The following is a 22,513-nucleotide window of genomic DNA, read 5'->3' on the forward strand; positions in this document are numbered from 1 at the left end:
GCCATGCTGAACCTTGCCGAATACCGCCAGCGGCCCGCGCTGCTGGCCGACTGGCTTCCCTGGGCCGGGCTGATCGCGCCGGGCGTCATCTTGAACAAGGATGGCGCTTTCCAGCGCACGGCGCGCTTTCGCGGACCGGACTTGGACAGCGCCACGCAAGGCGAACTGATCGCCACCTCGGCCCGGCTCAACAACGCGCTTCGCAGGCTGGGTTCGGGCTGGGCACTGTTCATCGAGGCCGAGCGCCGTCCCGCCGCCGACTATCCGCGTTCCGACTTCCCCGAACCACTGTCGTGGCTGGTGGAGGAAGAACGCCGTGCCGCGTTCGAGGAATCGGGCCATCACTTCGAGAGCGGCTATCACCTGACGCTGGCCTACCTGCCGCCGGAGGAATCCCGCGCCCGCGCCGCCAAGCTACTTTACGAGAACACGCCCAGCGACGGCGTGGACTGGCGCGGCCGGCTCGATGCCTTCGTGGCGGAAACGGATCGGGTCTTTGACCTGCTCGATGGTGTGATGCCGGAAATCGCCTGGCTCGATGACGCTGAAACGCTGACCTACCTGCACGCCACGGTGTCCACGCGGCGCTACCGCGTGAGCGTGCCGGAAGTGCCGTTCCATATCGACGCGCTGCTGGCCGATTCCGCTCTGGTCGGCGGCCTCGCGCCGACGCTGGGCGACCAGCACCTGCGGGTGGTGTCGGTACGGGGCTTTCCGACTTCCACCTGGCCGGGCCTGCTGGACGACCTCAACCGCCTGGGCTTTGGCTACCGCTGGAGTACGCGCTTTGTCTGCATGGACAAAGCCGAGGCGGAAAAGGAGTTGGGCCGCCTGCGCCGCCAGTGGTTCGCCAAGCGCAAGAACGTGGTGGCGCTGCTGCGCGAAACCATCTTCCAGCAGGAAAGCCCGCTGGTCGATACCGACGCCAGCAACAAAGCGGCCGATGCCGATGCCGCCTTGCAGGAGCTGGGCAGCGATCAAGTCGCCTTCGGCTACCTCACCGCCACGGTGACGGTGCTCGACGCCGACCCGGCCGCTGCCGATGAAAAGCTGCGCATGGTGGAGCGCGTCATCCAGGGCCGGGGCTTCGTCACCATCCCCGAAACCTTGAACGCGGTCGATGCCTGGCTGTCGTCCATTCCCGGCAATGCCTATGCGAATGTGCGCCAGCCCATCGTCTCGACGCTGAACCTGGCGCACATGATGCCGCTGTCGGCGGTATGGGCCGGGCCGGAGAAGAACGACCACCTGGGCGGCCCGCCGCTGATCGTCACCCGCACCGATGGCGCGACGCCGTTCCGGCTGGTGACGCACATCGGCGACGTGGGCCACACGCTGGTCGCTGGCCCGACCGGCATGGGCAAGTCGGTACTGCTCGCCATTTTGGCGATGCAGTTCCGCCGCTACTTCGGCTCGCGCATCTTCGCATTCGACATGGGGCGCTCGATGCGAGACACCATTCTCGGCTTGGGCGGCGAGCACTACGATCTCGGAGCCGATGGCGGCATTGCCTTCCAGCCGCTCGCCCGCATCGACGGCGAGGGCTACCGCACCTGGGCGGCCGAATGGGTGGAAGGCCGTCTTCTGCATGAAGGCGTCACCGTCGGCCCGGACGAGAAGGCGGCGATCTGGTCGGCGCTGGGGAGCCTGGCCGGTGCGCCGGTGGAGCAACGCACGCTGACCGGGTTTTCCGTGCTGCTGCAATCCAACGCGCTGCGGCAGGCTCTGTCGCCGTATGTACTGGGTGGCGCGCACGGCAAGCTGCTGGACGCCGACCGCGACCGGCTGGGCATGGCCGCCGTGCAGGGCTTCGAGATGGAAGAACTGATGCACAGCCCCGCCGCCGTGCAAGCGGTGCTGCGCTACCTGTTCGCCCGCTTCGATGAGCGCTTCGACGGTGCGCCCACGCTGCTGATCCTCGATGAAGCCTGGTTGTTCCTCGATGAGCCGTCTTTCGCGGCGCGCATCCGGCAATGGCTCAAGACGCTGCGCAAGAAAAACGTGTCGGTGATCTTCGCCACGCAATCGCTGGCCGACATCAAGGACTCGACCATCGCGCCCGCGATCATCGAAAGCTGCGCCAGTCGGATTTTTCTCCCTAACCCTCAGGCGACAGAGCCTCAGATTCGCACGATCTACGAGGGCTTCGGCCTCAACAGTCGGCAAATCGAGATCGTCGCTACCGCGCAGCCCAAGCGCGATTACTACTACCAATCGCGCCTGGGCAATCGCCTGTTCGACCTCGACCTGGGGCCGGCCGCGCTCGCTTTTGCGGGCGCATCTACACCACAAGACCAACGCGACATCGACCGCGTGCTGACGCAGGCCGGCGCTCCCGGCTTCGCCGGCGCGTGGCTGCGCCATCGCGGCCTCGATTGGGCCGCCGACCTGCTGCCGTCCTCACCGGCGGCGGCTTCTTTCCTCAACTCCCCACCACTGGAGGTTTCACCATGAATACCAAGCACCGTTTGCTGTCTGCCTCGCTCGCCACCGTGCTGTCGGTGTCGCTGTTGGCCTCACAGCCTGCATCCGCACTGACGGTGTTCGACCCGTCCAACTTCGTGCAGAACACGCTGACCGCCGTGCGCACACTGGAGCAGATCAACAACCAGATTAATCAGCTCCAGAACGAAGCGCAGATGTTGATGAACCAAGCGCGCAACTTAGCGAATCTCGACTTCAACATCGTCAATCGCCTGCGCTCGACACTGGCGACTACCGAGCGCCTGATCACCGAGGCACGCGGCCTGGCCTACGACGTGCAGAGCATGGATGCCACCTTCGCCCGGCTGTACCCGGAGCAGTACGCAGCGACGGTGAGCGGCGACCAGATGCTACGCGACGCGCAAGAGCGTTGGAAGAACACCTTGAACGGCCTGCACACCGCGATGCGGATGCAGGCGCAGGTGTCGCAGAACCTGGCCCAAGACGAAAGCGCACTGGCCGACCTCGTGAGCCAGAGCCAGTCGGCCACCGGCGCGCTGCAAGCCATGCAGGCGACGAACCAGCTTCTCGCCTTGCAGGCCAAGCAGTCCATCCAGGCCCAGCAGCTCCAGATCACGCAAGACCGGGCGGCCTCGCTGGAACTGGCGCGGCAGGCGGCGGCCACCGAGCGCGCCCGCGAAGTGCGGCGGCGCTTCCTCGGCACCGGCACGCCGTACACGCCGCAGTCCGTCAACTTCTACAACAACTGACAGGAGGCGGCCATGCGATGCGTTCACGTCCTGCCGGTTTCGTTGCTGGCCGTGCTGCTGACCGCGTGCGGCCAGCAACCGGCCGAACACCTGGCCGCGACCTTGGCCGCCGATGCCGTGCGGCTCAAGGCGCTACGCGCGCAATGCGCGGCCGACCGGCAGGCCGTGGGCGAAGACGCTTGCCGCGCCGCCGCCGACGCCTTCCGGCGGCGCTTCTTCGCCGGCCACACCGGGCCGGACGAATACGGCTCGCTGGCCGACCTGCCACCGATCCCGGCGAGCTTCGACACGCCCACCGATGACGCTGGTGATGCGCCGCTCGCCGCTACGGAGGACACGCCATGAATGACGTGACCATCATCGACAAGTTCCTCGATACATTCTCGCGCTACATCGACTCCGGTTTCGGACTGCTGCAAGGCGAGGTGGCGTTCCTGACGGCCACGCTCATCGTCATCGACATGACCATCGCGGGACTGTACTGGGCCATGAGCCATGCGACTGGCCAAGGCGAGGACGTGATCGCCAAACTGGTTCGCAAGGTGCTCTACGTCGGCGCCTTCGCCTACATCATCGGCAACTTCAACTGGCTGGCAAGCATCGTGTTCCGCTCGTTCGCCGGTTTGGGCATCACTGCCACCGGCTCGGCCATCACGATGGAGAACTTTCTTCAGCCGGGGCGACTGGCAAAGACCGGCATCGACGCGGGTGCGCCGATCTTGGAACAGATCGGCGACATGGCGGGCTTCCCCGAGGTGTTCGTGAACATCGACCCCATCGTGGTGATGTTCCTCGCCTGGCTGGTGGTGATCCTGTGCTTCTTCGTGCTCGCGGTACAGCTTTTCATCACGCTGATCGAGTTCAAGCTGACGACGCTGGCCGGCTTCGTCCTGATCCCGTTTGCGCTTTGGAACAAGACGAGCTTCCTGGCGGAAAAGGTACTCGGCAACGTGGTGTCGTCAGGCATCAAGGTCTTGGTGCTGGCCGTCATCGTCGGCATCGGATCGGGCCTGTTCACGGAGTTCCAGGTTCACCCCGACGAGCCATCCATCGACCACGCGCTGGTCGTGATGCTGGCCTCGCTCGCCTTGCTGGCGCTCGGCATCTTCGGCCCCGGCATCGCCACGGGCCTCGTGTCCGGTGCGCCGCAACTCGGCGCGGGCGCGATGGCCGGCGCGGCGGTTGGTGCTGTCGGCACGGGTGTTGCCATCGGCGCCGCCGCTACTGGCGTGGGCGGCGCGGTCATGGCTGGAGCGCGCATGGCCCCGGCCGCCGCCAAGCTGGCCGGCGCGGGTGCGCGTGCCGCGACCTCGGCGGCTGGTAGCGCCCGCTCGGCGTTCCAGGCCGGTTCCGCCGCTGCTGGCGGCGGGGCCAGGGGTGCAGCGGCTGGCCTAGGCAATGTCGCCAAGACGGGCGCACAGGCGGCGGGCCGCCGCGCCGCGTCTGGCGCTTCCGCTGCCGGGCAGAAGGTGGCCGATTCATTCCGCGCCGGCTGGAACGGCACAGGCGCTGGCGCTGCTGGCGCAGGCCAGGCCGCCGCTGGCGAAGCAGCAGACGGTGCTGCCGGCTCGCCCAAGCAGGAACAACCCGCCTGGGCCAAGCGGATGCACCGCCGCCAGCAAATCACCCATGCCGCGACCACCGCCGCCCACACGCTTCGCGGGGGCGACGGCGGCGGCTCCGGGCAAGGCCCGAGCCTGCGCGATTCCGATACCTGACCTTCAAGGAGAAACCCATGCGATTCAAGCGACCGCAGGTGCGCTATGCCGACACGCCGCAGCCTGCCACCCCATACCAATCCGCCGCCCAAGTTTGGGACGACCGTATCGGCTCGGCCCGCGTACAGGCGAAGAACTGGCGTCTCATGGCGTTCGGTTGTCTAGTGCTGGCACTGCTGATGGCCGGTGGCCTGGTGTGGCGCTCGGCGCAGTCCATCGTCACGCCCTATGTCATCGAGGTGGATGAAGCCGGCCAGGTGCGCGCCGTAGGCGAAGCCGCCACGCCGTACCGGCCAGGCGATGCGCAGATCGCACACCACTTGGCGCGCTTTGTGACGATGGTTCGCTCGCTGTCCGTCGATCCCATCGTCGTGCGGCAGAACTGGCTCGACGCCTACGACTACACGACCGACAAAGGCGCGGCCGCGCTCAACGATTACGCCCGCACCAATGACCCGTTCGCGCGCATCGGCAAGGAGTCGGTGACGGTGCAGATCACCAGTGTCGTCCGCGCAAGCGACACGTCATTCAACGTGCGCTGGACGGAACGCCGCTATGTCAACGGCGCGGCCGCCGGGCTGGAGCGGTGGACGGCCGTGGTGTCCATCGTCCTGCAAACCCCGCGCACCGAAGAACGCCTGCGCCGCAATCCCTTGGGCATCTACGTCAATGGCCTGGCGTGGAGCCGCGAACTGGATTCTTCCGAAGGAGCCAAGCCATGAACCTGCCTTTCCGCTTTTACGCTTTGCCGTCGATCCTGCTTGCCCTTGCGGGCTGCGCCTCGCAGGGCAAGCCGCCTCCGGTCATTTCGCTCGATGGGCCGGTGCAGGCGCAACCGCTGCCCGAGCCGCCCAAGCCGGTCGAAGTCGTGGCCGTCCCCGAGCCGCTGGCGCTGCCCGCGCAGTTGAAGCCGCTGCCGGAGGTCGATATGGCCCCGGCTGCGCCGGAGCCAGCCGACGAGAAGGTGCGCGTTTCGCGCGCCAACGCCGAGGCGCGCATCGCGCCGACCCGCGAGGGCTACGTCAATGCGATTCAGGTGTGGCCCTTCACGGACGGCGCGCTCTATCAGGTCTATGCCGCGCCGGGGCGCGTGACCGTGGTTTCCTTGCAGCCCGGCGAGGAACTGATGACGGTCGCCGCTGGCGATACCGTGCGCTGGATCGTGGGCGATACGTCCAGCGGCAGCGGCGAAGCGCTGCGCGTCAATGTGCTGGTCAAGCCCATCCGCTCGGGCCTGAAAACCAATCTGGTCATCACCACCAGCCGACGCACCTACCTGCTGGAACTGACCTCGACGGAAAAGGCGTGGATGGCCTCGGTGTCCTGGGACTATCCGAAAGACCGGATGCTGGCCTTGCAGCGCCAGTCGCAGGCGGCCAGCGCCGCCGCGCCGGTCGATACTGGCTTGTCGCTGGAGAAGATCCGTTTCCGCTACGCGGTCAGCGGTAGCAATCCGCCGTGGAAGCCGCTGCGCGCCTTCGACGACGGCGAGAAGGTCTATATCCAGTTCCCGCCCGGCATCGCGCAAGGCGAATTGCCGCCCTTATTCGTCATTGGTGCGCAGGGCGACGGGCAACTGGTGAACTACCGCTTCCGCTCGCCGTACTACATCGTGGATCGGCTGTTCGGCGCGGCTGAACTGCGCCTGGGCGGCGATGGCGGCGACGTGGTACGCATCGAGCGCACCGATGGCGTGGCGCGGAGGAACTGACCATGAGCCAGGACGACACTCCCGACCTCGCCACGCCGCAGGCGGCGGACAAGATCGCGCCCGAGGCGGTGGCGCTGCGCGCGCAGCCGCGCCCGGTCACGCGCCTGAACCGGCGCACCCTGGCCATCCTTGCCGGCGGCCTCGCGGTCGCCGTGCTCGGCGCGCTGATGTGGTCGCTGCAACCGCAGAGGCGCGGAGCCAGCGAGCAGGCCGAGCTTTACAACGTCGATCGCGTCTCGAAGTCGGAAGGGCTGGATGCGCTGCCGGCGGATTACTCGAAGCTGCCGCCCGCCGTTCCCGAATTGGGGCCGCCGCTGCCGGGCGATCTCGGCCCGGCCATCGTGAAGTCGCAGCAGCCGGTGACGGCCGCCTATGCGGCCCCCGGCCACGATCCGAACGACGCGCTGCGCAAGGAAGCCGAAGCGGCCGCGGCTTCGTCCGTGTTCTTCCGTTCGGGTGCGCAGGCGGCTGCGCCGGTCGCGCAGTCGCAGGTCGCCGCCGCGCCGGGCTTCGCCGCCAATGCGGCCTTCGACCCGATGGCCGCAGGGCCGGCTTCGACGGCGGCCCTGCCTGCCGACCCGACCGCCGTGCAGAACCGGCAAGACCAGAAAGAGGCTTTTCTGAAAGGTGGTTCTACGGAAACCCGCAATTCCGGCAACCTGACCCTGCCGGCTTCGCCGTACCAGGTCATGGCCGGAACGGTGATCGCAGGTGCCTTGGTAACCGGCATCAAGTCGGACTTGCCGGGCGACGTGATCGCCACGGTGACGGAGCCGGTCTATGACACGGCGACCGGGCGCTTCCTGCTGATCCCGCAGGGTTCGCGCATTTTGGGCCGCTACAACAGCCAGGTCAGCTACGGGCAGAGCCGGGTGCAGGTGGTGTGGAACCGGATCATCCTGCCGGACACGTCATCGCTCACGCTCGACAACCTGGCCGGCACCGACCCGGCCGGCTATGCCGGCCTGGAAGACGATGTGGATTGGCATTGGGATCGCATCTTTGCCGGCGCGGCGCTGACCACGCTGCTAGGCATCGGCGCCGAGCTGGCCGCGCCGGAGAACCGGCAGGACGGCGATCGCATCATCATCGCCGGGCGCGACAGCGCGCAGGACAGCATCAATCAGGTCGGCCAGGAGATGACCCGGCGCAACCTCAACATCCAGCCGACCTTGACCAGCCGGCCCGGCTTGCCGGTGCGGATCATCGTGGCGCGCGATCTGGTGTTGCGTGCCTATCAGCCGCTCTTTTTCAACAAGGGAACTTCACGATGAGCACGACCAGGAAATTGCGGCTTGGCCCTCTGCCTCGCCATGAAGTCATGAAGCTGACCTTCTCCTGCCCGGCCAGCCTGAAAGCCGACCTCGATGCCTACGCCGCGCTGCACGCGCAGGCGTATGGCGAAGCGGTTGATGCGGCCACGCTGATCCCGCACATGCTCGAAGCCTTTATGGCGGGGGATCGAGGATTCAGGAAGGGAAGTGTGGGCAAGGCCGCAGCCCCTAAGCCTGGTTGACGATGCAGACGCATCCGCCATACGCGCACGATGAAAGCGCAGCCCGAGGGCTGCGCTTTCGCTTTGAGAGGTGGTTTGTGACACGCTAGGGCTATGATGACGATGCGACCTTGCCCGCTGTGCCGCCCCTGGGTTTGCCGCCGCGAAGCGCCTATCCGGCACCTAGCTCGAAAAGAGACAAGCGTACGCGATGGCCGAAATCTGGCCTAACCTGTTGCCCCATAAGACCTTTCGCGCCGATGCATCCCTGCGCCAAAGACTTGACAGCGGACATTTTTTATTGGGCCATGCCGCGCGCCGAGTCCGGCGATCATTTTTTGTACGCCCCGAGCTTGCCAGTTGCTCGCCACGAGCATAGAGTGAATCCATAAATGAACGAACGTTCGCTCATGGTAAATTTTCAGGCAAGAGGCATCCCCATGACCACCAACAACCTGCGGCTGGAGCAGCGGCGCGAACAGATCATCCAGGCGGCGCTCGGCTGCTTCATCGAGCGAGGCTTCCACCAGACCGGCATGCGCGACATCGCCGCCGCCGCCGGAGTGAGCCTCGGCAACCTCTACAACCACTTCGCCCGCAAGGAAGAGCTGATCGCCCTGATCGCCTCGCTGGAGGCGGCCGAGCTGCAGCCTTTGCTGGATGAGCTGGCCCTGGGGCCGGCCCGGGCGGCGCTGGCCCGCTTCGCCGCCGGCTACCTCGCCTGGTCGCTGACTCCGGAGAACCTGCTGCTCGGCACCGAGATCCTGGCCGAGCTGACCCGCCATCCGGAGATGGCCGCCACCTTCGCCAGCAACCAGCGCCAGCTGTGCGATGCCCTGGCGGCGACGGTGCGCCGTGGCCAGCAGGCGGGGGAGCTGGCCGCACACCTGCTGCCGGATCTCACCGCCCAGCTGCTGCTGGACGCACTGGAGGGGCAGGCGGTGCGCCACGCCCTTGCTCTGCATCCAGAGCAGGCACCGGTGGAACAAAGGTTGCCATCCCTGCTGGACCAGCTGCTCGGTCCGGCCTGCTGATCACTCCAAGGAGTCACCACCATGACGACCCCGCACAATCGACTGGAAGGACTGGATCTGGCCCGTGCCATGGCGCTTATCGGCATGGTGCTGGTGAATTTTCGCATCGCCATGGGGGTGTTGGCGGGGGAGCCGACCTGGCTCAAGCCCCTGCTGGATGCACTGGAGGGGCGCTCCGCCGCCAGCTTCGTGGTACTGGCCGGCATCGGGCTGGGGCTGTCGACCCGCAAGCTGGCGTGGTCGGCGGCCATGAGCCATACCGCCAGGCGGGCCCTGTTCCTGCTGATCGTGGGACTGCTCAACTACCTGGTGTTTCCGGCCGACATCATCCACTACTACGCCGTCTACTTTCTGCTGGGGGCCTGCTGTCTGCGGCTTCCCTCCCCCTGGCTGCTGGCTCTGATCCCGCTGCTGGCGGCAAGCTTCGTCGGCCTGCTGTTCCTGCTCGATTACGATCGGGGCTGGCAGTGGCACAGCTTCAGCTATCCCGAGTTCTGGACCCTGGCCGGCTTCATCCGCAATCTGCTGTTCAACGGCTGGCACCCGGTGGTGCCCTGGCTGGGCTTTCTGCTCTACGGCCTCTGGCTGAGCCGCCAATCTCTGGCCAATCCGCTCACCCAGCGCTGGCTGCTGGCCGGCGGGGTGAGCGCCATGGCGCTGGCCAAGGGGCTGTCGCTCTGGTTGCCGACCCTCTTGCCGGCCCCCGAGCTGGCGCCACTGCTGGCGACCCAGCCCATTCCCCCGGCGCCGCTCTACCTGCTGTTCGGCATGGGCGCGGCCAGCACCCTGATCGCCCTCTGCCTCTGGCTGGGACGCGCCCTGCCCGAGGCACGCTGGTGGCGAGTGTGGCTGCCGGTCGGCCGGCAGACCCTGACCCTCTATCTGGCCCACATCATGCTCGGCATGGGGGTACTGGAGGCGATCGGCTGGCTGCAGGGGCAGGATCTGCCCGAGGTGGTGCTGGCCGCCACCCTCTTCGCCCTGGCGGCGCTGCTGTTTGCCAATCTCTGGAGTCAGCGCTTCGAGCGAGGCCCACTGGAGTGGCTGATGCGTCGGCTTTGCGGCTGAAGGGCATCATGAAAAACTGAAAGTGGGTTACAAAATAATTGATTCATTGGTTATTTGAATATGGATTCAAGCAATCAATCGTCAACACCCTCACTTTTCAGGCCAGGCGAATTGCTCCAATTGAATACAAATAATGAAAATGAGAAATAGATCACATTGACATCGGGTTTGCGCAAACAACATAAGGTGATTCACATCACATAAAAACGATACTGGTGGCAGCAAAGATCGAAATGTAGCCGAAATACAGAGAGTGAATGTGATCGAGATCACTATGAAGGGAGGGGGGAGGTCGGGGTATTTGAGAGCTGTGTCACAAGACACCCCGTTTTCAGCCTAATTTGATCACAAGCTGGTAGATTGAAGTTGCTTAGACGACAGGGATGGCGGTTCGGCAAAACCGGCCAGCCCGACTACCACTTTTAATCAAACAGGCTTAAAACGGGGTCCCGACATGTTATCACCGGATACCAAAGTCAAGATACAGAATTTTGGACGCTTCCTGTCCAATATGGTCATGCCCAACATAGGCGCCTTCATCGCCTGGGGCTTTATTACCGCCCTCTTCATCCCCACCGGCTGGCTGCCGAGCGAAACCTTGGCCAAGCTGGTCGGCCCCATGATCACCTACCTGCTGCCGCTGCTGATTGGCTATACCGGCGGCAAGCTGATGGGCGGTGAGCGCGGCGGCGTGGTCGGTGCCATCACCACCATGGGTGTCATCGTGGGGACCGACATTCCCATGTTCATGGGCGCCATGATGGTCGGCCCGCTCGGTGGCTGGGCCATCAAGCGTTTCGACAAGGCGATGGAAGGTCGCGTCAAGAGCGGCTTCGAGATGCTGGTCAACAACTTCTCAGCGGGCCTGATCGGCATGCTGCTGGCGATCCTCGCCTTCTTCGTGATCGGCCCCTTCGTCAAGGTGCTCTCCGGCGTACTGGCCGGTGGCGTCGGCTTCCTGGTGGACAACAACCTGCTGCCGCTCACCTCCATCTTCGTCGAACCGGCCAAGATCCTGTTCCTCAACAACGCCATCAACCACGGCATCTTCTCGCCGCTGGGGATCCAGCAGGCCACCGAGCACGGCCGCTCCATCTTCTTCCTGATCGAAGCGAACCCGGGCCCGGGCATGGGCGTGCTGCTGGCCTACATGGTGTTCGGTCGCGGCGCCGCCAAGCAGTCCGCTGCCGGTGCCTCCATCATTCACTTCTTCGGCGGCATCCACGAGATCTACTTCCCGTACGTGCTGATGAACCCGCGCCTCATTCTGGCGGTGATCGCCGGCGGCATGACCGGGGTGTTCACCCTGACCCTGTTCAACGCAGGTCTGGTCTCCCCCGCCTCACCGGGTTCCATCTTCGCCGTGCTGTTGATGACGCCGAAAGCCTCCCTCATCGGGGTGCTACTCTCCATCGTCGCCTCCACCACCGTCTCCTTCCTGGTCGCCGCCGTGTTCGTGCGTGCCCAGCAACCGGAAGCCGACGAGGCCGATGCCCTCGGTGAAGCCACTCGCAAGATGAAAGCCATGAAGGGTGCCAAGCCCGAGACCGCAGCGGCCAAGAAGCCGGGCGGTGAACTGATGGCGGTGCGCAACATAGTCGTCGCCTGCGATGCGGGCATGGGCTCCAGCGCCATGGGCGCCGGCCTGCTGCGCAAGCGGGTGCAGGCCGCCGGCCTCGACATCAGCGTCACCAACCGCGCCATCGATCAGCTCGACGATCAGGTGGACTGGGTCATCACCCACAAGGATCTGACCGAGCGGGCCCGTCGCCACGCGCCACACGCCCACCACATCTCGCTCACCAACTTCCTCGACAACGGTCTCTATCAGGAGCTGGTACAGAGTCTGACTCAGGCCGCCAACGATGATGTCGCCAACCCGCAGCTGCTGGTGGCCGCCAACGACGACAGCTACGAGCCGCAGGCCGCCGAAGTGTTCACCCTGAGCCGTCATGACGTGCACCTGGGGCTCAAGGCCGACAACAAGGAGGCCGCCATCCGGGCTGCCGGCAAGCTGCTGGCGGAGCGGGGCTATGTGGCGCCCGACTACGTCAACGCCATGCTGGAGCGCGAACAGCTGGTCTCCACCTACCTCGGTGAATCCATCGCCGTGCCGCACGGCACCATCGCCGCCAAGGAGTTTGTGAAGCGCACCGGCATCGTCATCTGCCAATACCCGGCCGGGGTCGCCTTCGGCGAGGCGGCCGATGAAGTAGCGCGGCTGGTGATCGGCATCGCCGCCCGCAACGACGAACACATGCAGGTGATAACCCGCCTGACCAATGCACTGGACGAACCCGGCCTCATCGACCGGCTGGCCAGCACTCAGGATCCCCAGGAATTCCTGGATCTGCTGGGTGCCGAACAGGCTGCCTGATCGTCCTTCATCGTCTTTGGTTCAAGAGGTTAATATCATGAAAACATTGCATTTTGGTGCCGGCAACATCGGTCGCGGCTTCATCGGAAAACTGCTGGCTGACGCCAGCCACCAGGTCACTTTCGCCGACGTCAACGAGACCCTGATCGACCAGCTCAACCACCGCCAGGAGTACAAGGTGCACGTGGTGGGAGCGGATCAGAAGCTGGACGTGGTGCGCAACGTGGCGGCGGTGAGCTCCGCCGGCCACGAGGTGATCGCCCGCATCATCACCGCCGATCTGGTCACCACCGCGGTCGGCCCCAACATTCTGGACAAGATTGCCAGCACCCTGGCCAAGGGGCTGCAGGCCCGCTTCGATGCCGGCAACCTGACACCGCTCAACGTCATCGCCTGCGAGAACATGGTGCGCGGCACCAGCCATCTCAAGCAGGAGGTACTCAAGTACCTGCCGGTCGCGTATCATGCCACCCTCGACGCCTGCATCGGCTTCGTCGACTCGGCGGTGGACCGCATCGTTCCGCCGGCGGCGGCCAACGATGATCCGCTGGAAGTGACGGTGGAGAGCTTCAGCGAGTGGATCGTCGACCAGACCCAGTTCAAGGGCGAGCTGCCGCAGGTGGCGGGCATGGAGCCCACCGACAACCTGATGGCCTTCGTCGAGCGCAAGCTGTTCACCCTCAACACCGGCCACATCGTCACCGCCTACCTCGGCAAGCTGAGGGGCTATCGCACCATCCGCGAGGCGATCGAGGATCCGCTGATCCGCAGCAAGGTGCGCCGCGCCATGGAGGAGAGTGGCGCCGTGCTGGTGCAACGCTACGGTTTCGACCCGCGCCTGCACGCCGCCTACATCGAGAAGATCCTGGCCCGCTTCGCCAACCCCTATCTGGTGGACGAGATTGACCGGGTCGGCCGTCAGCCGCTGCGCAAGCTGGCGGCGGGGGATCGGCTGGTGAAGCCGTTGCTCGGCACCCTGGAGTACGGCCTGCCCAGCGATCACCTGCAGGAGGGGATCGCTGCGGCGCTGCACTATCGCAACGCCGATGACCCGCAGGCGGTGGAGCTGCAACAGCTGCTGGCGGAGCTGGGCCCGGCCCAGGCTCTGGCCCGCATCACCGGCCTGGCTGCCGACAGCGACATCGTCAGCGCCATCGTCACCCGTTATGGCAATTTGAAGTGACCTGATGAGGCGCCATCGCCGCCGGCCCACTAAGGCCGGCCACCAAAGCGCCTCACACGATAAAAACCGGGAGAGAGGCCCACTCTCTCCCTGTCAGCTGGACCCAATGCACTTATGACCACACACCAGGAAGATGAAGTACTGGAGCGACTGAACGAGCAGGATGGCCCTCGCGGCTTCTTTCTCGAGGTCGTGACCATCCTGGAAGAGGCGGTCGACTCTCTGATGCGACGCGCGTTCCGTCAGGAGGAGTATGCCGTCAAATACGCCATCGAACCCCTGCTCAACCAGAGCGGCCCTCTCGGCCAGCTGGAGGTGCGCCTCAAGCTCATCTTCGCCCTCGGCCTCATCTCTCTCGAACGCTATCAGGATCTCGAGGCTTACCTGAAGATCCGCGATTTTCTGGTGCGCGACCCCAAGGATTACCGCTTCAGCGACAAGCCCATCCGCGATCTGCTGGCACGTCTGCACGGCGTCAGCCAGGGCGGCATGATGCCGCAGGAGGCCCCCGCCAACGAGGAGGACTGGCCCTTCTACCAGATGCAGCTGAACCGGCTCGATCAGGTGGTGCGCTCGGCGCTGGTGCTGGCGGTGGCCGACTGCGTCACCGAACTCCACAAGGAGAGCCCCATCTAATCCGGCTGGTGGCCGCAGCCAGCGGCCACACCCCGCCCCTCTCCCGCGGCCATGCCGCCGTGACGCCCGCTGTCGCGCGATCCGCGTCCCCCCCTTGTTCCCGCCGCCGGCCGGTGTCAATCTGACCATCTTCCCCACTACACTTCCTCCAGGTTCATCGCCTTAATCGAGGTCTGCATGATTGCTCTCTCCCTGGCCGGGATCGCCCTGGTCTCAGTGCTGGCCCAGTGGCTGGCCTGGTCGCTGCGGGTGCCCGCCATCCTGTTTCTGCTGCTCACCGGCCTGCTGCTGGGCCCGGTCAGCGGCCTGCTCGACCCCGATGCCCTGCTCGGCGACCTGCTGTTTCCGCTAGTCTCCCTGTCGGTCGCCATCATCCTGTTCGAGGGGGCGCTCACCCTGCACCTGGCCGAGCTGAAAGGGATCGGCAAGGTGGTACGCAACCTCTGCTCGGTGGGCATGCTGGCCAGTTTCGCCGTCATCGGCAGCGCCGGTTACTTCCTGCTGGGGCTGGACTGGCGGGTCGCCATGGTGCTCGGCGCCGTGCTGGTGGTGACCGGCCCGACCGTGGTCGCCCCCATGCTCAACGTGATCCGCCCCACCCGGGAGGTGGACCGCATCCTGCGCTGGGAGGGGATCGTCATCGATCCCATCGGCGCCCTGTTTGCGGTGCTGGTGTTCGAGGCGGTGCGCCTCGGCAGTCAGGGGGATCTCATCGGCCACACCCTGCTGGCGCTGGCCAAGACGGTGGGGGTAGGGTCGCTCATCGGGGTCGGCGCCGGCTGGCTCACCACCCTGCTGATCCGCAAGGACTGGCTGCCGGTCAGCCTGCACAAGTTCGGGGTGCTGGCGCTGGTACTGGTCACCTTCAGCCTCTCCAACTGGCTCAGCCACGAATCCGGCCTGCTGGCCGTCACCGTGTTCGGCATCTGGCTCGCCAATCAGGAGGGGCTGGATCTGGAAGAGGTGCTGGCTTTCAAGGAGGATCTCGCCGTCATCCTCATCTCCTCCCTGTTCATCCTGCTGGCGGCCCGCCTCGATCTGGCCCAGCTCTGGCAGCTCGGCCCCATGGTGCTGGCTCTGCTGTGCGTGGTGCAGTTCGTGGCACGCCCGCTCTGCATCCTGGTCTCCACCTGGGGATCGGATCTCTCCTGGCGGGCCCGCGCCCTGCTCGGCTGGATTGCACCGCGCGGCATCGTCGCGGCGGCGGTCAGCGCCTCCTTCGCCATCAGCCTGCACCAGGCCGGCATTCCCGATGCCGACAAGCTGGTGCCGCTGGTGTTTGCGGTGATCATCTCCACCGTGGTGCTGCAGAGCCTCACCTCGGCGCCGCTGGCCGGTCTGCTCAAGATGCGCCAGAGCGCCCCCAACACCTGGCTCATCATCGGGGCCAACTCGGTGGCGCGGGCCATCGGCCGGGCCCTGGCGGATCAGGGGGTGCCGGTCCAGCTCTGCGATCCGGCCTGGGAGTTCTGCCGTCAGGCACGGATGAGCAACCTGCCCTGCTACTTCGGCAATCCGCAATCCGAACACGCCGAGCTGCATCTGCCGCTCACCAGCATCAGCACAGTGCTGGCGCTCTCCCCCAACCGCCACAACAACGCCCTCGGCGTGCTGCACTTCGCCCACCTCTACGGCGAGGAGAAGGTCTACTCCCTGCGCTCCAGCGAGCAGCACGGCAAGGCCAATCGGGAGAGTGCCACCTTCCGCGCCCGCCAGAACCTGTTCGGTCCCGACATCAACTACGCCCGGCTGAGCGGCCTGCTGAGCCGGGGCGGCCAGATCAAGGCAACCCGGCTGAGCGAGGCGTTCGACTGGGCCCAGTACCAGGAGGCCAACCCGGGCGCCATTCCGCTGTTTGTGCTGGACGGCAAGGGGCGGCCCCGCATCGTCACCGGCCCCGTCGAGCCGCTGGCCGGGGAGCTGCTGATCGCCCTGCAGCCGCCGAAGGAGACGGCCATCCCATGAGCGAGACCCGGCCCAACCCGCTGCTGGCCCCACTGCTGACACTGCTGCGGCAGGCAAGCGGCAGCTACAAGGTGCACGAACTGCTGGCCGAGCTGCGCCGCCAGGAGGCCATTCCGCCTTTGCCGGGGGATGAGCAGCTGCAGCTGTTCCGGCTCAACTTCCTCATCATGAACGCTCTCTACCAGCTGCAGGCCGAACTTCATGGCGAAGGGTGGTGGCTGGTGATCAGCACCCTGGATATCCGGCTCGAACCGCTCGCCACCCGCGAGGGGGGAAGCGCCCTCGCCCGGGGCGAGGCGCTGCGCAGTTACTACCTCGACTGGCAGGTGTTCTGGCAGACCGACCGGGAGGAGGTGGAGACGCTGCTCGGCAGCTTCTGGCGGGCCTGTGAGCGGGATGAACACAGGGCCGAGGCGCTGACCCTGTTCGCCCTGCCGACCGGGGCACAACCCGATGCCATCCGCCGCCGCTGGCGGGAGCTGGCGCTGCAACACCACCCGGATCGCGGGGGCGATGCCGACACCTTCATCCGCCTGCGCTGGGCCTGGGAGCACCTCAAATCGGCCAAATGAGCCGGCCGACCCCGACCGCAGCCACTAGACTTGAAGTGGCATCAAGCGTCACGGGAGGATGTCATGACAGTCAGCGAACTTCGCCAGCTCTATCAGCAGCAAGCCTTCAAGGAAGCCGAGATCCTGCAGGACGCCATCCTGCCCGGCTGGATCGTGGAGTTCAGGGGTCAGGACGGCAAGCTGTACGAGATGACCGACACCCTGGGCTGCCCCCGCTACTTCGGCTCGGTCGAGGAGGCCCGCCAGCACGTGCACCTGGTGGCGGATTGCCCGATCCAGGTCGAGCACCTCTACCGCTTCTTCGAACGCTGAGGGATCGGCAGGCTCAAAAAAGGCTCCCGCGGGAGCCTTTTCTCATTCCGGTTGCAGGGGTTCCGCCCCCTTGCCCTCCAGCCGCCTGACCGGCTTTTGCAGGATCAGGTTGGCCGGATAGGTGACCAGATCGCCGTTGTCATCGCGCACCCGCACGTAGAAGAGGCCAATCTCGGTGATGACCCCGGTGACCGAGTCATCCTTGTCGAGGATCCGGATCCGGTCGCCAATCTTGTAGGGAAAGGCGAAGAAGATGGTGATGCTGGCGGTGATGTTGGAGAGGATCGACCACTGCGCCACCATGGCGACGCCCAGCACCGCGAAGAAAGAGGAGGCCAGCACCACCAGCCGCGAGAAGTCGAGCCCCCACACCCCGGCCAGGATCAGCAGGGTGGCGCAGCCGAGCAGGAAGTGGAACACATGCTCCACGTAGAGCACCCGGTTCTCGCTCACCTGCCGGGTCTGGGCCAGCGCCAGCAGGCTCTTGTGAATGAGCCCGCGAACGAGGGTGTGGCCCAGCAGCAACAGCAGGGTCACGCCAAAAGATTCCCATGTCGTCATGTCTGCTCCTTACCACCAGCGCCGATGCTTGAGCCAGACCGCCAGCCCGGTCGCCAGCGCCACCAGGGAGCCGCAGAAGATCCAGAAGGCGGTCGGGCTCTCGGCTCCGGGGATGCCCCCCAGGTTGATGCCGAACAGGCCGGTCAGGAAACTGGCGGGCAGGAACAGCAGCGCCATCACCGACATCTGGTAGGCGCGGCGATTGGTCGCCTCCGCCATCAGGTTGTTGATCTCGTCCGCCAGCACGGCGGTACGCGCCACCCCGGCATCCAGATCGTCCAGCCAGCGCCGCAACCGGTCGGCGATGTCCAGCAGACGCCGGCGGTCATCTTCATCCAGCCAGCTGATCTTCTCGTTGGCGAGGCGCGCCACCAGATCCCGCTGCGGCGAGAGGTAGCGGCGGATCATGATGAGCTGCTTGCGGATCAGCGCCAGCCTGCCGTTGGCGGGCAGGTCGCGCATCAGCACCATCTCCTCCAGATCCAGGATCTGGTCGTGCAGCTCCTCGACGAACTCCCCGGCCCGGTCGGTCAGGGCGTCACAGATCTCCACCAGCCAGTCGGCCGGGGTATCGGCGCCGCCCCCCAGCTTGAGCTGGTTGAACACGTCCTGCTCCGACAACAGCGGCCGGCGCCGGCTGCTGATGATGAGATCCGGGGTGATGTAGATGCGCAGCGCCACCATCTCTTCCGGCCTGTGATCCTTGTTGTGGTTGATGCCGCGCAGGATCAGCAGCACCGTCTCCCCCATCCGGACCAGCTTGGGGCGATTGCTCTGGCCGAGCAGCGACTCGCGCGCCGCATCATTGAGCAGCGGGGTCTGCAGCAGCCAGCGCGCCGCCTCCGGATTGCCGTAGTCCAGATGCAGCCAGCCCGGCTGCTTTGCCGGTATCTCGCTGCCCGCCACCAGTGGCTGCATGCCACCCCTGCCATCCAGGGTCAGGCCATAAATTACGTCACTGGGCACCCGATCCATCTGCTCGTCCTTTTCGCTCATGTTCATCGGCCCAGCTTACACCAAAGCCGGGCCCGACTCAGCCCCGGGGCAGCCGCCCCGCGCCGGCCGTGTTAAGATGCGCCACTCGTTTCAGACACAGGAAGCCCTGCCATGCCCATCTGGGTTGATGCCGATGCCTGCCCCATTCCGGTCAAGGAGATCCTCTACCGCGCCGCCCACCGTGCCCAGGTGGTGACCACGCTAGTGGCCAATCAGGGGCTGCGGGTGCCCCCATCCCCCTTCATCAAGACCCAGCAGGTGGAGAAGGGCTTCGATGTGGCAGATCATGTCATCGCCCAGCAGGTCAAACCCGGCGATCTGGTGATCACCGGCGACATTCCGCTCGCCTCCTGGGTGATCGATGCCGGCGGCGAGGCGCTCAATCCCCGCGGCGAGATCTACACCCGCGAGACCATCAAGGCGCGGCTCGGCATGCGCAACTTCATGGAGGAGCTGCGCTCGGCCGGGGTGCAGACCGGCGGCCCGGCCCCCCTCAACGCGGCCGACAAGCAGCGTTTCGCCAACGCCCTCGACAAGTGGCTCATCCGAGGCAAGCTGAGTTGATTACCCCCTCCCCGGTCGGCCACCGGGGAGACCCATTCATTTCCCTTTGCGCTTAATTCTTTCTTAAGGCAGGTGAACTAACCTTGTGGCTGTTGACCCAACCACCCGCAAGGAGCAAGCAATGAAACTGACCCCCCTGTTGTTACTGATCCCCCTGTTGAGCGGCGCAGCCCTGGCCGATCCCCAATGTACCCAGGCCGACAAGAGCAAGTGGATGAGCGAAACCGACGCCCAGCAGCAGATCAAGGCGATGGGCTACGACATCAAGAAGTTCAAGGTCACCAAGACCAACTGCTACGAGATTTACGGTTGGGACAAGGAGAAGCGCAAGGTCGAGATCTACTTCGACCCGACCGATCTGAAGAAAGTGAAAGAAGAGATCGACGAATAATCCGGCCATGGGCCGGTCTCCTGCCGGCCCTTTCTATGGAGCCACGCCATGACAACCTCGTCTGAAGTGAAAGTCTGGGATCCCCTCATCCGGGTGTTTCACTGGGCCACCGTCACCCTCTGCCTGCTCAACTTCTTCGTGCTGGAAGAGGGCAGCAAGCCCCACAAATATGCCGGCTACACAGTGGGCATCCTGCTGATCATCCGCCTGCTGTGGGGGCTGGTCGGTCCCCATTACGCCCGCTTCGGCCAGTGGTGGCCGACCCCGGCCCGGGTTCGCTACTACCTGCGTCAACTGGCCCAGAGGCGTCACCCCTACTACCTCGGCCACAACCCAGTCGGCGCCCTGATGATCTGGCTGCTGCTGCTGTCGCTGGTCGGCACCGTCGTCACCGGCTGGCTCACCACCTGGGATGCCTTCTGGGGCGAGGACTGGATGGAGGAGCTGCACGGCATCATTGCCAACACCCTGATGGCCGCCGTCGGCGTCCATGCGGCCGTGGTGATCCTGACCGATCGCCTCACCCGCAGCGACCTGGTGCGCGCCATGGTGCTGGGCAAAAAACGGGTGCCCGCCGACGCCAAGGTGGAAGATCCGCGCAGTTAATGACCGGGCTGCCCCTCGGGCCCCGGTTTTTTGCTGCAATGGCCCGCGACACTGGTAAGATGCGCCGCCATTTTCCCCATGTCGTAGCCATCATGACCGCCCAAGGGCACCTGCTCTTCTCCGTTACCTGCACCCTGCTCGCCCACAAACTCCAGCTGACGCCGGCCCTGGCCGACGCCAGCCTGTGGCACACCATTCCTGCCGCACTGGCCAGCGCCCTGCTGCCGGACCTCGACCACCCCAAGTCGGTGCTGGGGCAACGCCTGCCCTGGATTTCCAAACCCTTGTCGCGGCTGTTCGGCCATCGCGGCTTCACCCACAGCCTGCTGGCGGTGGCCGCCGCCATCTGGGGACTGGATCAGAGCCTGGCTCCCGCCCTGCTGCCCACCGGCGTCAAGGATGCTCTCATCATCGGCTACCTCAGCCACCTGCAGGGAGACTGGCTCACCCCGGCCGGCATTCCGCTGCTGTGGCCCAGCAAGCGCCGCTACCGGCTGCCGGGCTGGCCGCTCAAAAGTGGCGGCGCCGTCGAGACCGGCTTTTGCACTCTCACCCTGCTGGCCGCCGGTTACTGGGCCCACTGGCCAGGCTAGCGGTCCGTCAGGCCAGCTCCCCCCTGCTGTTGCCCAAAAAAACAAACCCCTGCCGAGGCAGGGGTTTGTCATGGTGAGCGCAGGTGGCGGTATTACAGCATCACACCGGCAATCACGGCGGAGAGCAGGCTCACCAGGGTGGAGCCGTACACCAGCTTCAGACCGAAGCGGGAGACCATGTTGCCCTTCTCTTCGTTCAGCGCCTTCACCGCACCGGCGATGATGCCGATGGAGCTGAAGTTGGCGAACGACACCATGAAGATGGAGAGGATGCCGATGGTGCGCGGAGAGAGCTGGGCCGCGATCTTGCCCAGATCCATCATGGCCACGAACTCGTTGGTCACCAGCTTGGTCGCCATGATGGAGCCGGCTTGCAGCGCCTCACCACTCGGGATGCCCAGGATCCAGGCGATCGGGTAGAAGAGGTAGCCCATGACGAACTGGAAGTTGACGCCGAATGCCATCTCGAACAGGTAGTTGATGAGGGCAATCAGGGCGATGAAGCCGACCAGCATGGCGCCCACGATGACCGCCACGGTGAAACCGGCCATGATGTACTCGCCCAGCATCTCGAAGAAGTTCTCTTTCTTCGGGCTGTGGTGCTCGTCACCTTCGGCCAGCGCCTTGGCGTCGGTCACGGTATTGTCCGGCTCGTAGGGGTTGATCAGCGACAGCACGATGAAGGTGCTGAACATGTTGAGCACCAGCGCGGCCACCACGTAGCGCGGCTCGATCAGCTGCATGTAGGCACCGACGATGGACATGGAAACGGTGGACATGGCAGTGGCGGCCAGGGTGTACATCTGCTTCTCGTTCAGGTGCGGCAGGATGTTCTTGAGCGCGATGAAGTTCTCGGACTGGCCGACGATCATGGAGCTGATGGCGTTGAAGGACTCCAGCTTGCCCATGCCGTTGATCTTGGCCAGCACGGTACCGATGCCGCGGATCACCAGCGGCAGCAGACGGATGTACTGCAGGATACCGATCAGCACGGAGATGAAGACGATGGGCATCAGTACCATCAGGAAGAAGGAGAAGGCCCCTTCATTGACCAGGCCACCGAACACGAAGTCGGTACCCTGTTTGGCAAACTCCATCAACTTGGTGAAGCCGGCCGCGAAGCCACCCACCACCGCCAGACCCACTTCGGAGTTCAGCATGAACCAGGCCAGCGCCAGTTCGACCACCAGCAGTTGGCCGATATAACGCAGTTTGATCTGTTTCCAGTTGTGGCGGTTGGCCAGCAAAGCAAGAGCGAGGACCATCACGAGTCCGAGCACAAAGTGAACGTATTCCATACCAGTAGCACCTGAGTAATTTGTAATTTTTTGACCGGCGCCATCATAGACATTTGCATATTTAAAAATCAGATAGCCATCACAATCTGCGGTAAAAATATGCATGCTGGATAATACAAACGTTTTTAAATTAATTAAACGCTCACGCAAGCATCTAATCATTGTTCAATAAACATAAAAATCATTAATAAACAGTAAGTTGAAAATAAACCACTCAGTCTGAAAGGGCTATTTTCACA

Annotated in this window: 23 protein-coding genes; 20 read left to right on the forward strand and 3 right to left on the reverse strand. The window is 64.9% G+C overall.

What is annotated here, in order from left to right:
• Positions 1-3: 3 nt before the first annotated feature.
• From trbE to PG881_RS04740, 16 genes are all read left to right on the forward strand, one after another.
• On the forward strand, positions 4-2,454 hold the full coding sequence (gene trbE / locus PG881_RS04665; protein ID WP_270798240.1) for a conjugal transfer protein TrbE: 2,451 nt from the start codon (positions 4-6) through the stop codon (positions 2,452-2,454).
• Positions 2,451-3,194 (forward strand): P-type conjugative transfer protein TrbJ, encoded by a 744-nt coding sequence (trbJ, locus tag PG881_RS04670; RefSeq protein WP_023110638.1) that lies wholly within the window; start codon positions 2,451-2,453, stop codon positions 3,192-3,194. Before trbE ends, trbJ begins: the two co-directional genes overlap by 4 nt.
• A 12-nt stretch (positions 3,195-3,206) precedes the next feature.
• Positions 3,207-3,539, forward strand: coding sequence for a hypothetical protein (locus PG881_RS04675; protein ID WP_023110637.1), 333 nt, complete (start codon positions 3,207-3,209; stop codon positions 3,537-3,539).
• Complete coding sequence (gene trbL / locus PG881_RS04680) at positions 3,536-4,912, forward strand: P-type conjugative transfer protein TrbL (protein WP_023110636.1); 1,377 nt, start codon at positions 3,536-3,538, stop codon at positions 4,910-4,912. The genes PG881_RS04675 and trbL overlap by 4 nt, the downstream gene beginning before the upstream one ends.
• Positions 4,913-4,929: 17 nt before the next feature.
• A complete protein-coding gene (gene trbF, locus PG881_RS04685; protein ID WP_023110635.1) occupies positions 4,930-5,634 on the forward strand; it encodes a conjugal transfer protein TrbF in 705 nt (234 codons plus the stop codon).
• On the forward strand, positions 5,631-6,623 hold the full coding sequence (trbG, locus tag PG881_RS04690; protein WP_023110634.1) for a P-type conjugative transfer protein TrbG: 993 nt from the start codon (positions 5,631-5,633) through the stop codon (positions 6,621-6,623). The genes trbF and trbG overlap by 4 nt, the downstream gene beginning before the upstream one ends.
• Before the next feature lie 2 nt (positions 6,624-6,625).
• Complete coding sequence (locus PG881_RS04695) at positions 6,626-7,897, forward strand: TrbI/VirB10 family protein (protein ID WP_023110633.1); 1,272 nt, start codon at positions 6,626-6,628, stop codon at positions 7,895-7,897.
• Positions 7,894-8,139, forward strand: coding sequence for a DUF2274 domain-containing protein (locus PG881_RS04700; RefSeq protein WP_023110632.1), 246 nt, complete (start codon positions 7,894-7,896; stop codon positions 8,137-8,139). Before PG881_RS04695 ends, PG881_RS04700 begins: the two co-directional genes overlap by 4 nt.
• A gap of 419 nt (positions 8,140-8,558) precedes the next feature.
• The gene (locus PG881_RS04705) at positions 8,559-9,152 is read left to right on the forward strand and encodes a TetR/AcrR family transcriptional regulator (RefSeq protein ID WP_043162754.1); all 594 of its coding nucleotides are present in this window, start codon (positions 8,559-8,561) and stop codon (positions 9,150-9,152) included.
• 21 nt (positions 9,153-9,173) lie between these two features.
• The gene (locus PG881_RS04710; protein ID WP_270798252.1) at positions 9,174-10,220 is read left to right on the forward strand and encodes a DUF418 domain-containing protein; all 1,047 of its coding nucleotides are present in this window, start codon (positions 9,174-9,176) and stop codon (positions 10,218-10,220) included.
• Between the two features lie 454 nt (positions 10,221-10,674).
• The gene (locus PG881_RS04715) at positions 10,675-12,597 is read left to right on the forward strand and encodes a PTS mannitol transporter subunit IICBA (RefSeq protein ID WP_016349321.1); all 1,923 of its coding nucleotides are present in this window, start codon (positions 10,675-10,677) and stop codon (positions 12,595-12,597) included.
• Between the two features lie 37 nt (positions 12,598-12,634).
• Positions 12,635-13,780: a mannitol-1-phosphate 5-dehydrogenase gene (locus PG881_RS04720; RefSeq protein WP_016349320.1), complete on the forward strand. Its 1,146-nt coding sequence runs from the start codon at positions 12,635-12,637 to the stop codon at positions 13,778-13,780.
• Between the two features lie 114 nt (positions 13,781-13,894).
• Complete coding sequence (locus PG881_RS04725) at positions 13,895-14,416, forward strand: MltR family transcriptional regulator (protein ID WP_005308438.1); 522 nt, start codon at positions 13,895-13,897, stop codon at positions 14,414-14,416.
• A 177-nt stretch (positions 14,417-14,593) separates the two neighbouring features.
• The gene (locus PG881_RS04730) at positions 14,594-16,381 is read left to right on the forward strand and encodes a cation:proton antiporter (RefSeq protein WP_270798255.1); all 1,788 of its coding nucleotides are present in this window, start codon (positions 14,594-14,596) and stop codon (positions 16,379-16,381) included.
• Positions 16,378-16,953, forward strand: coding sequence for a DNA-J related domain-containing protein (locus PG881_RS04735; protein WP_270798258.1), 576 nt, complete (start codon positions 16,378-16,380; stop codon positions 16,951-16,953). Before PG881_RS04730 ends, PG881_RS04735 begins: the two co-directional genes overlap by 4 nt.
• 63 nt (positions 16,954-17,016) lie before the next feature.
• Positions 17,017-17,265, forward strand: coding sequence for a hypothetical protein (locus PG881_RS04740; RefSeq protein WP_011704519.1), 249 nt, complete (start codon positions 17,017-17,019; stop codon positions 17,263-17,265).
• 42 nt (positions 17,266-17,307) lie between these two features.
• On the opposite strand, the gene PG881_RS04745 is transcribed toward PG881_RS04740, so the two are convergent.
• Both PG881_RS04745 and zntB read right to left on the reverse strand, forming a co-directional pair.
• Positions 17,308-17,826 (reverse strand): mechanosensitive ion channel domain-containing protein, encoded by a 519-nt coding sequence (locus PG881_RS04745; protein ID WP_029301879.1) that lies wholly within the window; start codon positions 17,824-17,826, stop codon positions 17,308-17,310.
• 9 nt (positions 17,827-17,835) lie between these two features.
• Positions 17,836-18,828 carry a zinc transporter ZntB gene (gene zntB / locus PG881_RS04750; RefSeq protein ID WP_017408928.1) on the reverse strand — a complete coding sequence of 331 codons (993 nt, stop codon included), beginning with the start codon at positions 18,826-18,828 and terminating at the stop codon, positions 17,836-17,838.
• A 105-nt stretch (positions 18,829-18,933) separates the two neighbouring features.
• On the opposite strand from zntB, the gene PG881_RS04755 reads away from it, so the two are divergent.
• The 4 genes from PG881_RS04755 to PG881_RS04770 all read left to right on the forward strand — a co-directional run bounded on the left by PG881_RS04755 (position 18,934) and on the right by PG881_RS04770 (position 20,976).
• Positions 18,934-19,386, forward strand: coding sequence for a YaiI/YqxD family protein (locus tag PG881_RS04755; protein ID WP_011704516.1), 453 nt, complete (start codon positions 18,934-18,936; stop codon positions 19,384-19,386).
• A 121-nt stretch (positions 19,387-19,507) separates the two neighbouring features.
• Entirely contained in the window at positions 19,508-19,777 is a 270-nt protein-coding gene (locus PG881_RS04760; RefSeq protein ID WP_270798262.1) for a PepSY domain-containing protein, read from the forward strand.
• A gap of 48 nt (positions 19,778-19,825) precedes the next feature.
• Positions 19,826-20,383 carry a cytochrome b/b6 domain-containing protein gene (locus PG881_RS04765; RefSeq protein ID WP_016349312.1) on the forward strand — a complete coding sequence of 186 codons (558 nt, stop codon included), beginning with the start codon at positions 19,826-19,828 and terminating at the stop codon, positions 20,381-20,383.
• Between the two features lie 92 nt (positions 20,384-20,475).
• Complete coding sequence (locus PG881_RS04770) at positions 20,476-20,976, forward strand: metal-dependent hydrolase (RefSeq protein ID WP_270798263.1); 501 nt, start codon at positions 20,476-20,478, stop codon at positions 20,974-20,976.
• 92 nt (positions 20,977-21,068) lie between these two features.
• On the opposite strand, the gene PG881_RS04775 is transcribed toward PG881_RS04770, so the two are convergent.
• Positions 21,069-22,274 (reverse strand): NupC/NupG family nucleoside CNT transporter, encoded by a 1,206-nt coding sequence (locus tag PG881_RS04775; RefSeq protein WP_016349310.1) that lies wholly within the window; start codon positions 22,272-22,274, stop codon positions 21,069-21,071.
• Positions 22,275-22,513 lie beyond the last annotated feature (239 nt).

Origin of the sequence: Aeromonas sp. QDB54, assembly GCF_027707385.1 — a bacterium.
GTDB lineage: Bacteria > Pseudomonadota > Gammaproteobacteria > Enterobacterales > Aeromonadaceae > Aeromonas > Aeromonas hydrophila.

Bases quoted from the DNA above. Each gene is read 5' to 3' on its own strand.
- trbE (WP_270798240.1), top strand. From the start codon at position 4: ATGCTGAACCTTGCCGAATACCGCCAGCGGCCCGCGCTGCTGGCCGAC.
- trbJ (WP_023110638.1), top strand. From the start codon at position 2,451: ATGAATACCAAGCACCGTTTGCTGTCTGCCTCGCTCGCCACCGTGCTG.
- PG881_RS04675 (WP_023110637.1), top strand. From the start codon at position 3,207: ATGCGATGCGTTCACGTCCTGCCGGTTTCGTTGCTGGCCGTGCTGCTG.
- trbL (WP_023110636.1), top strand. From the start codon at position 3,536: ATGAATGACGTGACCATCATCGACAAGTTCCTCGATACATTCTCGCGC.
- trbF (WP_023110635.1), top strand. From the start codon at position 4,930: ATGCGATTCAAGCGACCGCAGGTGCGCTATGCCGACACGCCGCAGCCT.
- trbG (WP_023110634.1), top strand. From the start codon at position 5,631: ATGAACCTGCCTTTCCGCTTTTACGCTTTGCCGTCGATCCTGCTTGCC.
- PG881_RS04695 (WP_023110633.1), top strand. From the start codon at position 6,626: ATGAGCCAGGACGACACTCCCGACCTCGCCACGCCGCAGGCGGCGGAC.
- PG881_RS04700 (WP_023110632.1), top strand. From the start codon at position 7,894: ATGAGCACGACCAGGAAATTGCGGCTTGGCCCTCTGCCTCGCCATGAA.
- PG881_RS04705 (WP_043162754.1), top strand. From the start codon at position 8,559: ATGACCACCAACAACCTGCGGCTGGAGCAGCGGCGCGAACAGATCATC.
- PG881_RS04710 (WP_270798252.1), top strand. From the start codon at position 9,174: ATGACGACCCCGCACAATCGACTGGAAGGACTGGATCTGGCCCGTGCC.
- PG881_RS04715 (WP_016349321.1), top strand. From the start codon at position 10,675: ATGTTATCACCGGATACCAAAGTCAAGATACAGAATTTTGGACGCTTC.
- PG881_RS04720 (WP_016349320.1), top strand. From the start codon at position 12,635: ATGAAAACATTGCATTTTGGTGCCGGCAACATCGGTCGCGGCTTCATC.
- PG881_RS04725 (WP_005308438.1), top strand. From the start codon at position 13,895: ATGACCACACACCAGGAAGATGAAGTACTGGAGCGACTGAACGAGCAG.
- PG881_RS04730 (WP_270798255.1), top strand. From the start codon at position 14,594: ATGATTGCTCTCTCCCTGGCCGGGATCGCCCTGGTCTCAGTGCTGGCC.
- PG881_RS04735 (WP_270798258.1), top strand. From the start codon at position 16,378: ATGAGCGAGACCCGGCCCAACCCGCTGCTGGCCCCACTGCTGACACTG.
- PG881_RS04740 (WP_011704519.1), top strand. From the start codon at position 17,017: ATGACAGTCAGCGAACTTCGCCAGCTCTATCAGCAGCAAGCCTTCAAG.
- PG881_RS04745 (WP_029301879.1), bottom strand. From the start codon at position 17,826: ATGACGACATGGGAATCTTTTGGCGTGACCCTGCTGTTGCTGCTGGGC.
- zntB (WP_017408928.1), bottom strand. From the start codon at position 18,828: ATGAACATGAGCGAAAAGGACGAGCAGATGGATCGGGTGCCCAGTGAC.
- PG881_RS04755 (WP_011704516.1), top strand. From the start codon at position 18,934: ATGCCCATCTGGGTTGATGCCGATGCCTGCCCCATTCCGGTCAAGGAG.
- PG881_RS04760 (WP_270798262.1), top strand. From the start codon at position 19,508: ATGAAACTGACCCCCCTGTTGTTACTGATCCCCCTGTTGAGCGGCGCA.
- PG881_RS04765 (WP_016349312.1), top strand. From the start codon at position 19,826: ATGACAACCTCGTCTGAAGTGAAAGTCTGGGATCCCCTCATCCGGGTG.
- PG881_RS04770 (WP_270798263.1), top strand. From the start codon at position 20,476: ATGACCGCCCAAGGGCACCTGCTCTTCTCCGTTACCTGCACCCTGCTC.
- PG881_RS04775 (WP_016349310.1), bottom strand. From the start codon at position 22,274: ATGGAATACGTTCACTTTGTGCTCGGACTCGTGATGGTCCTCGCTCTT.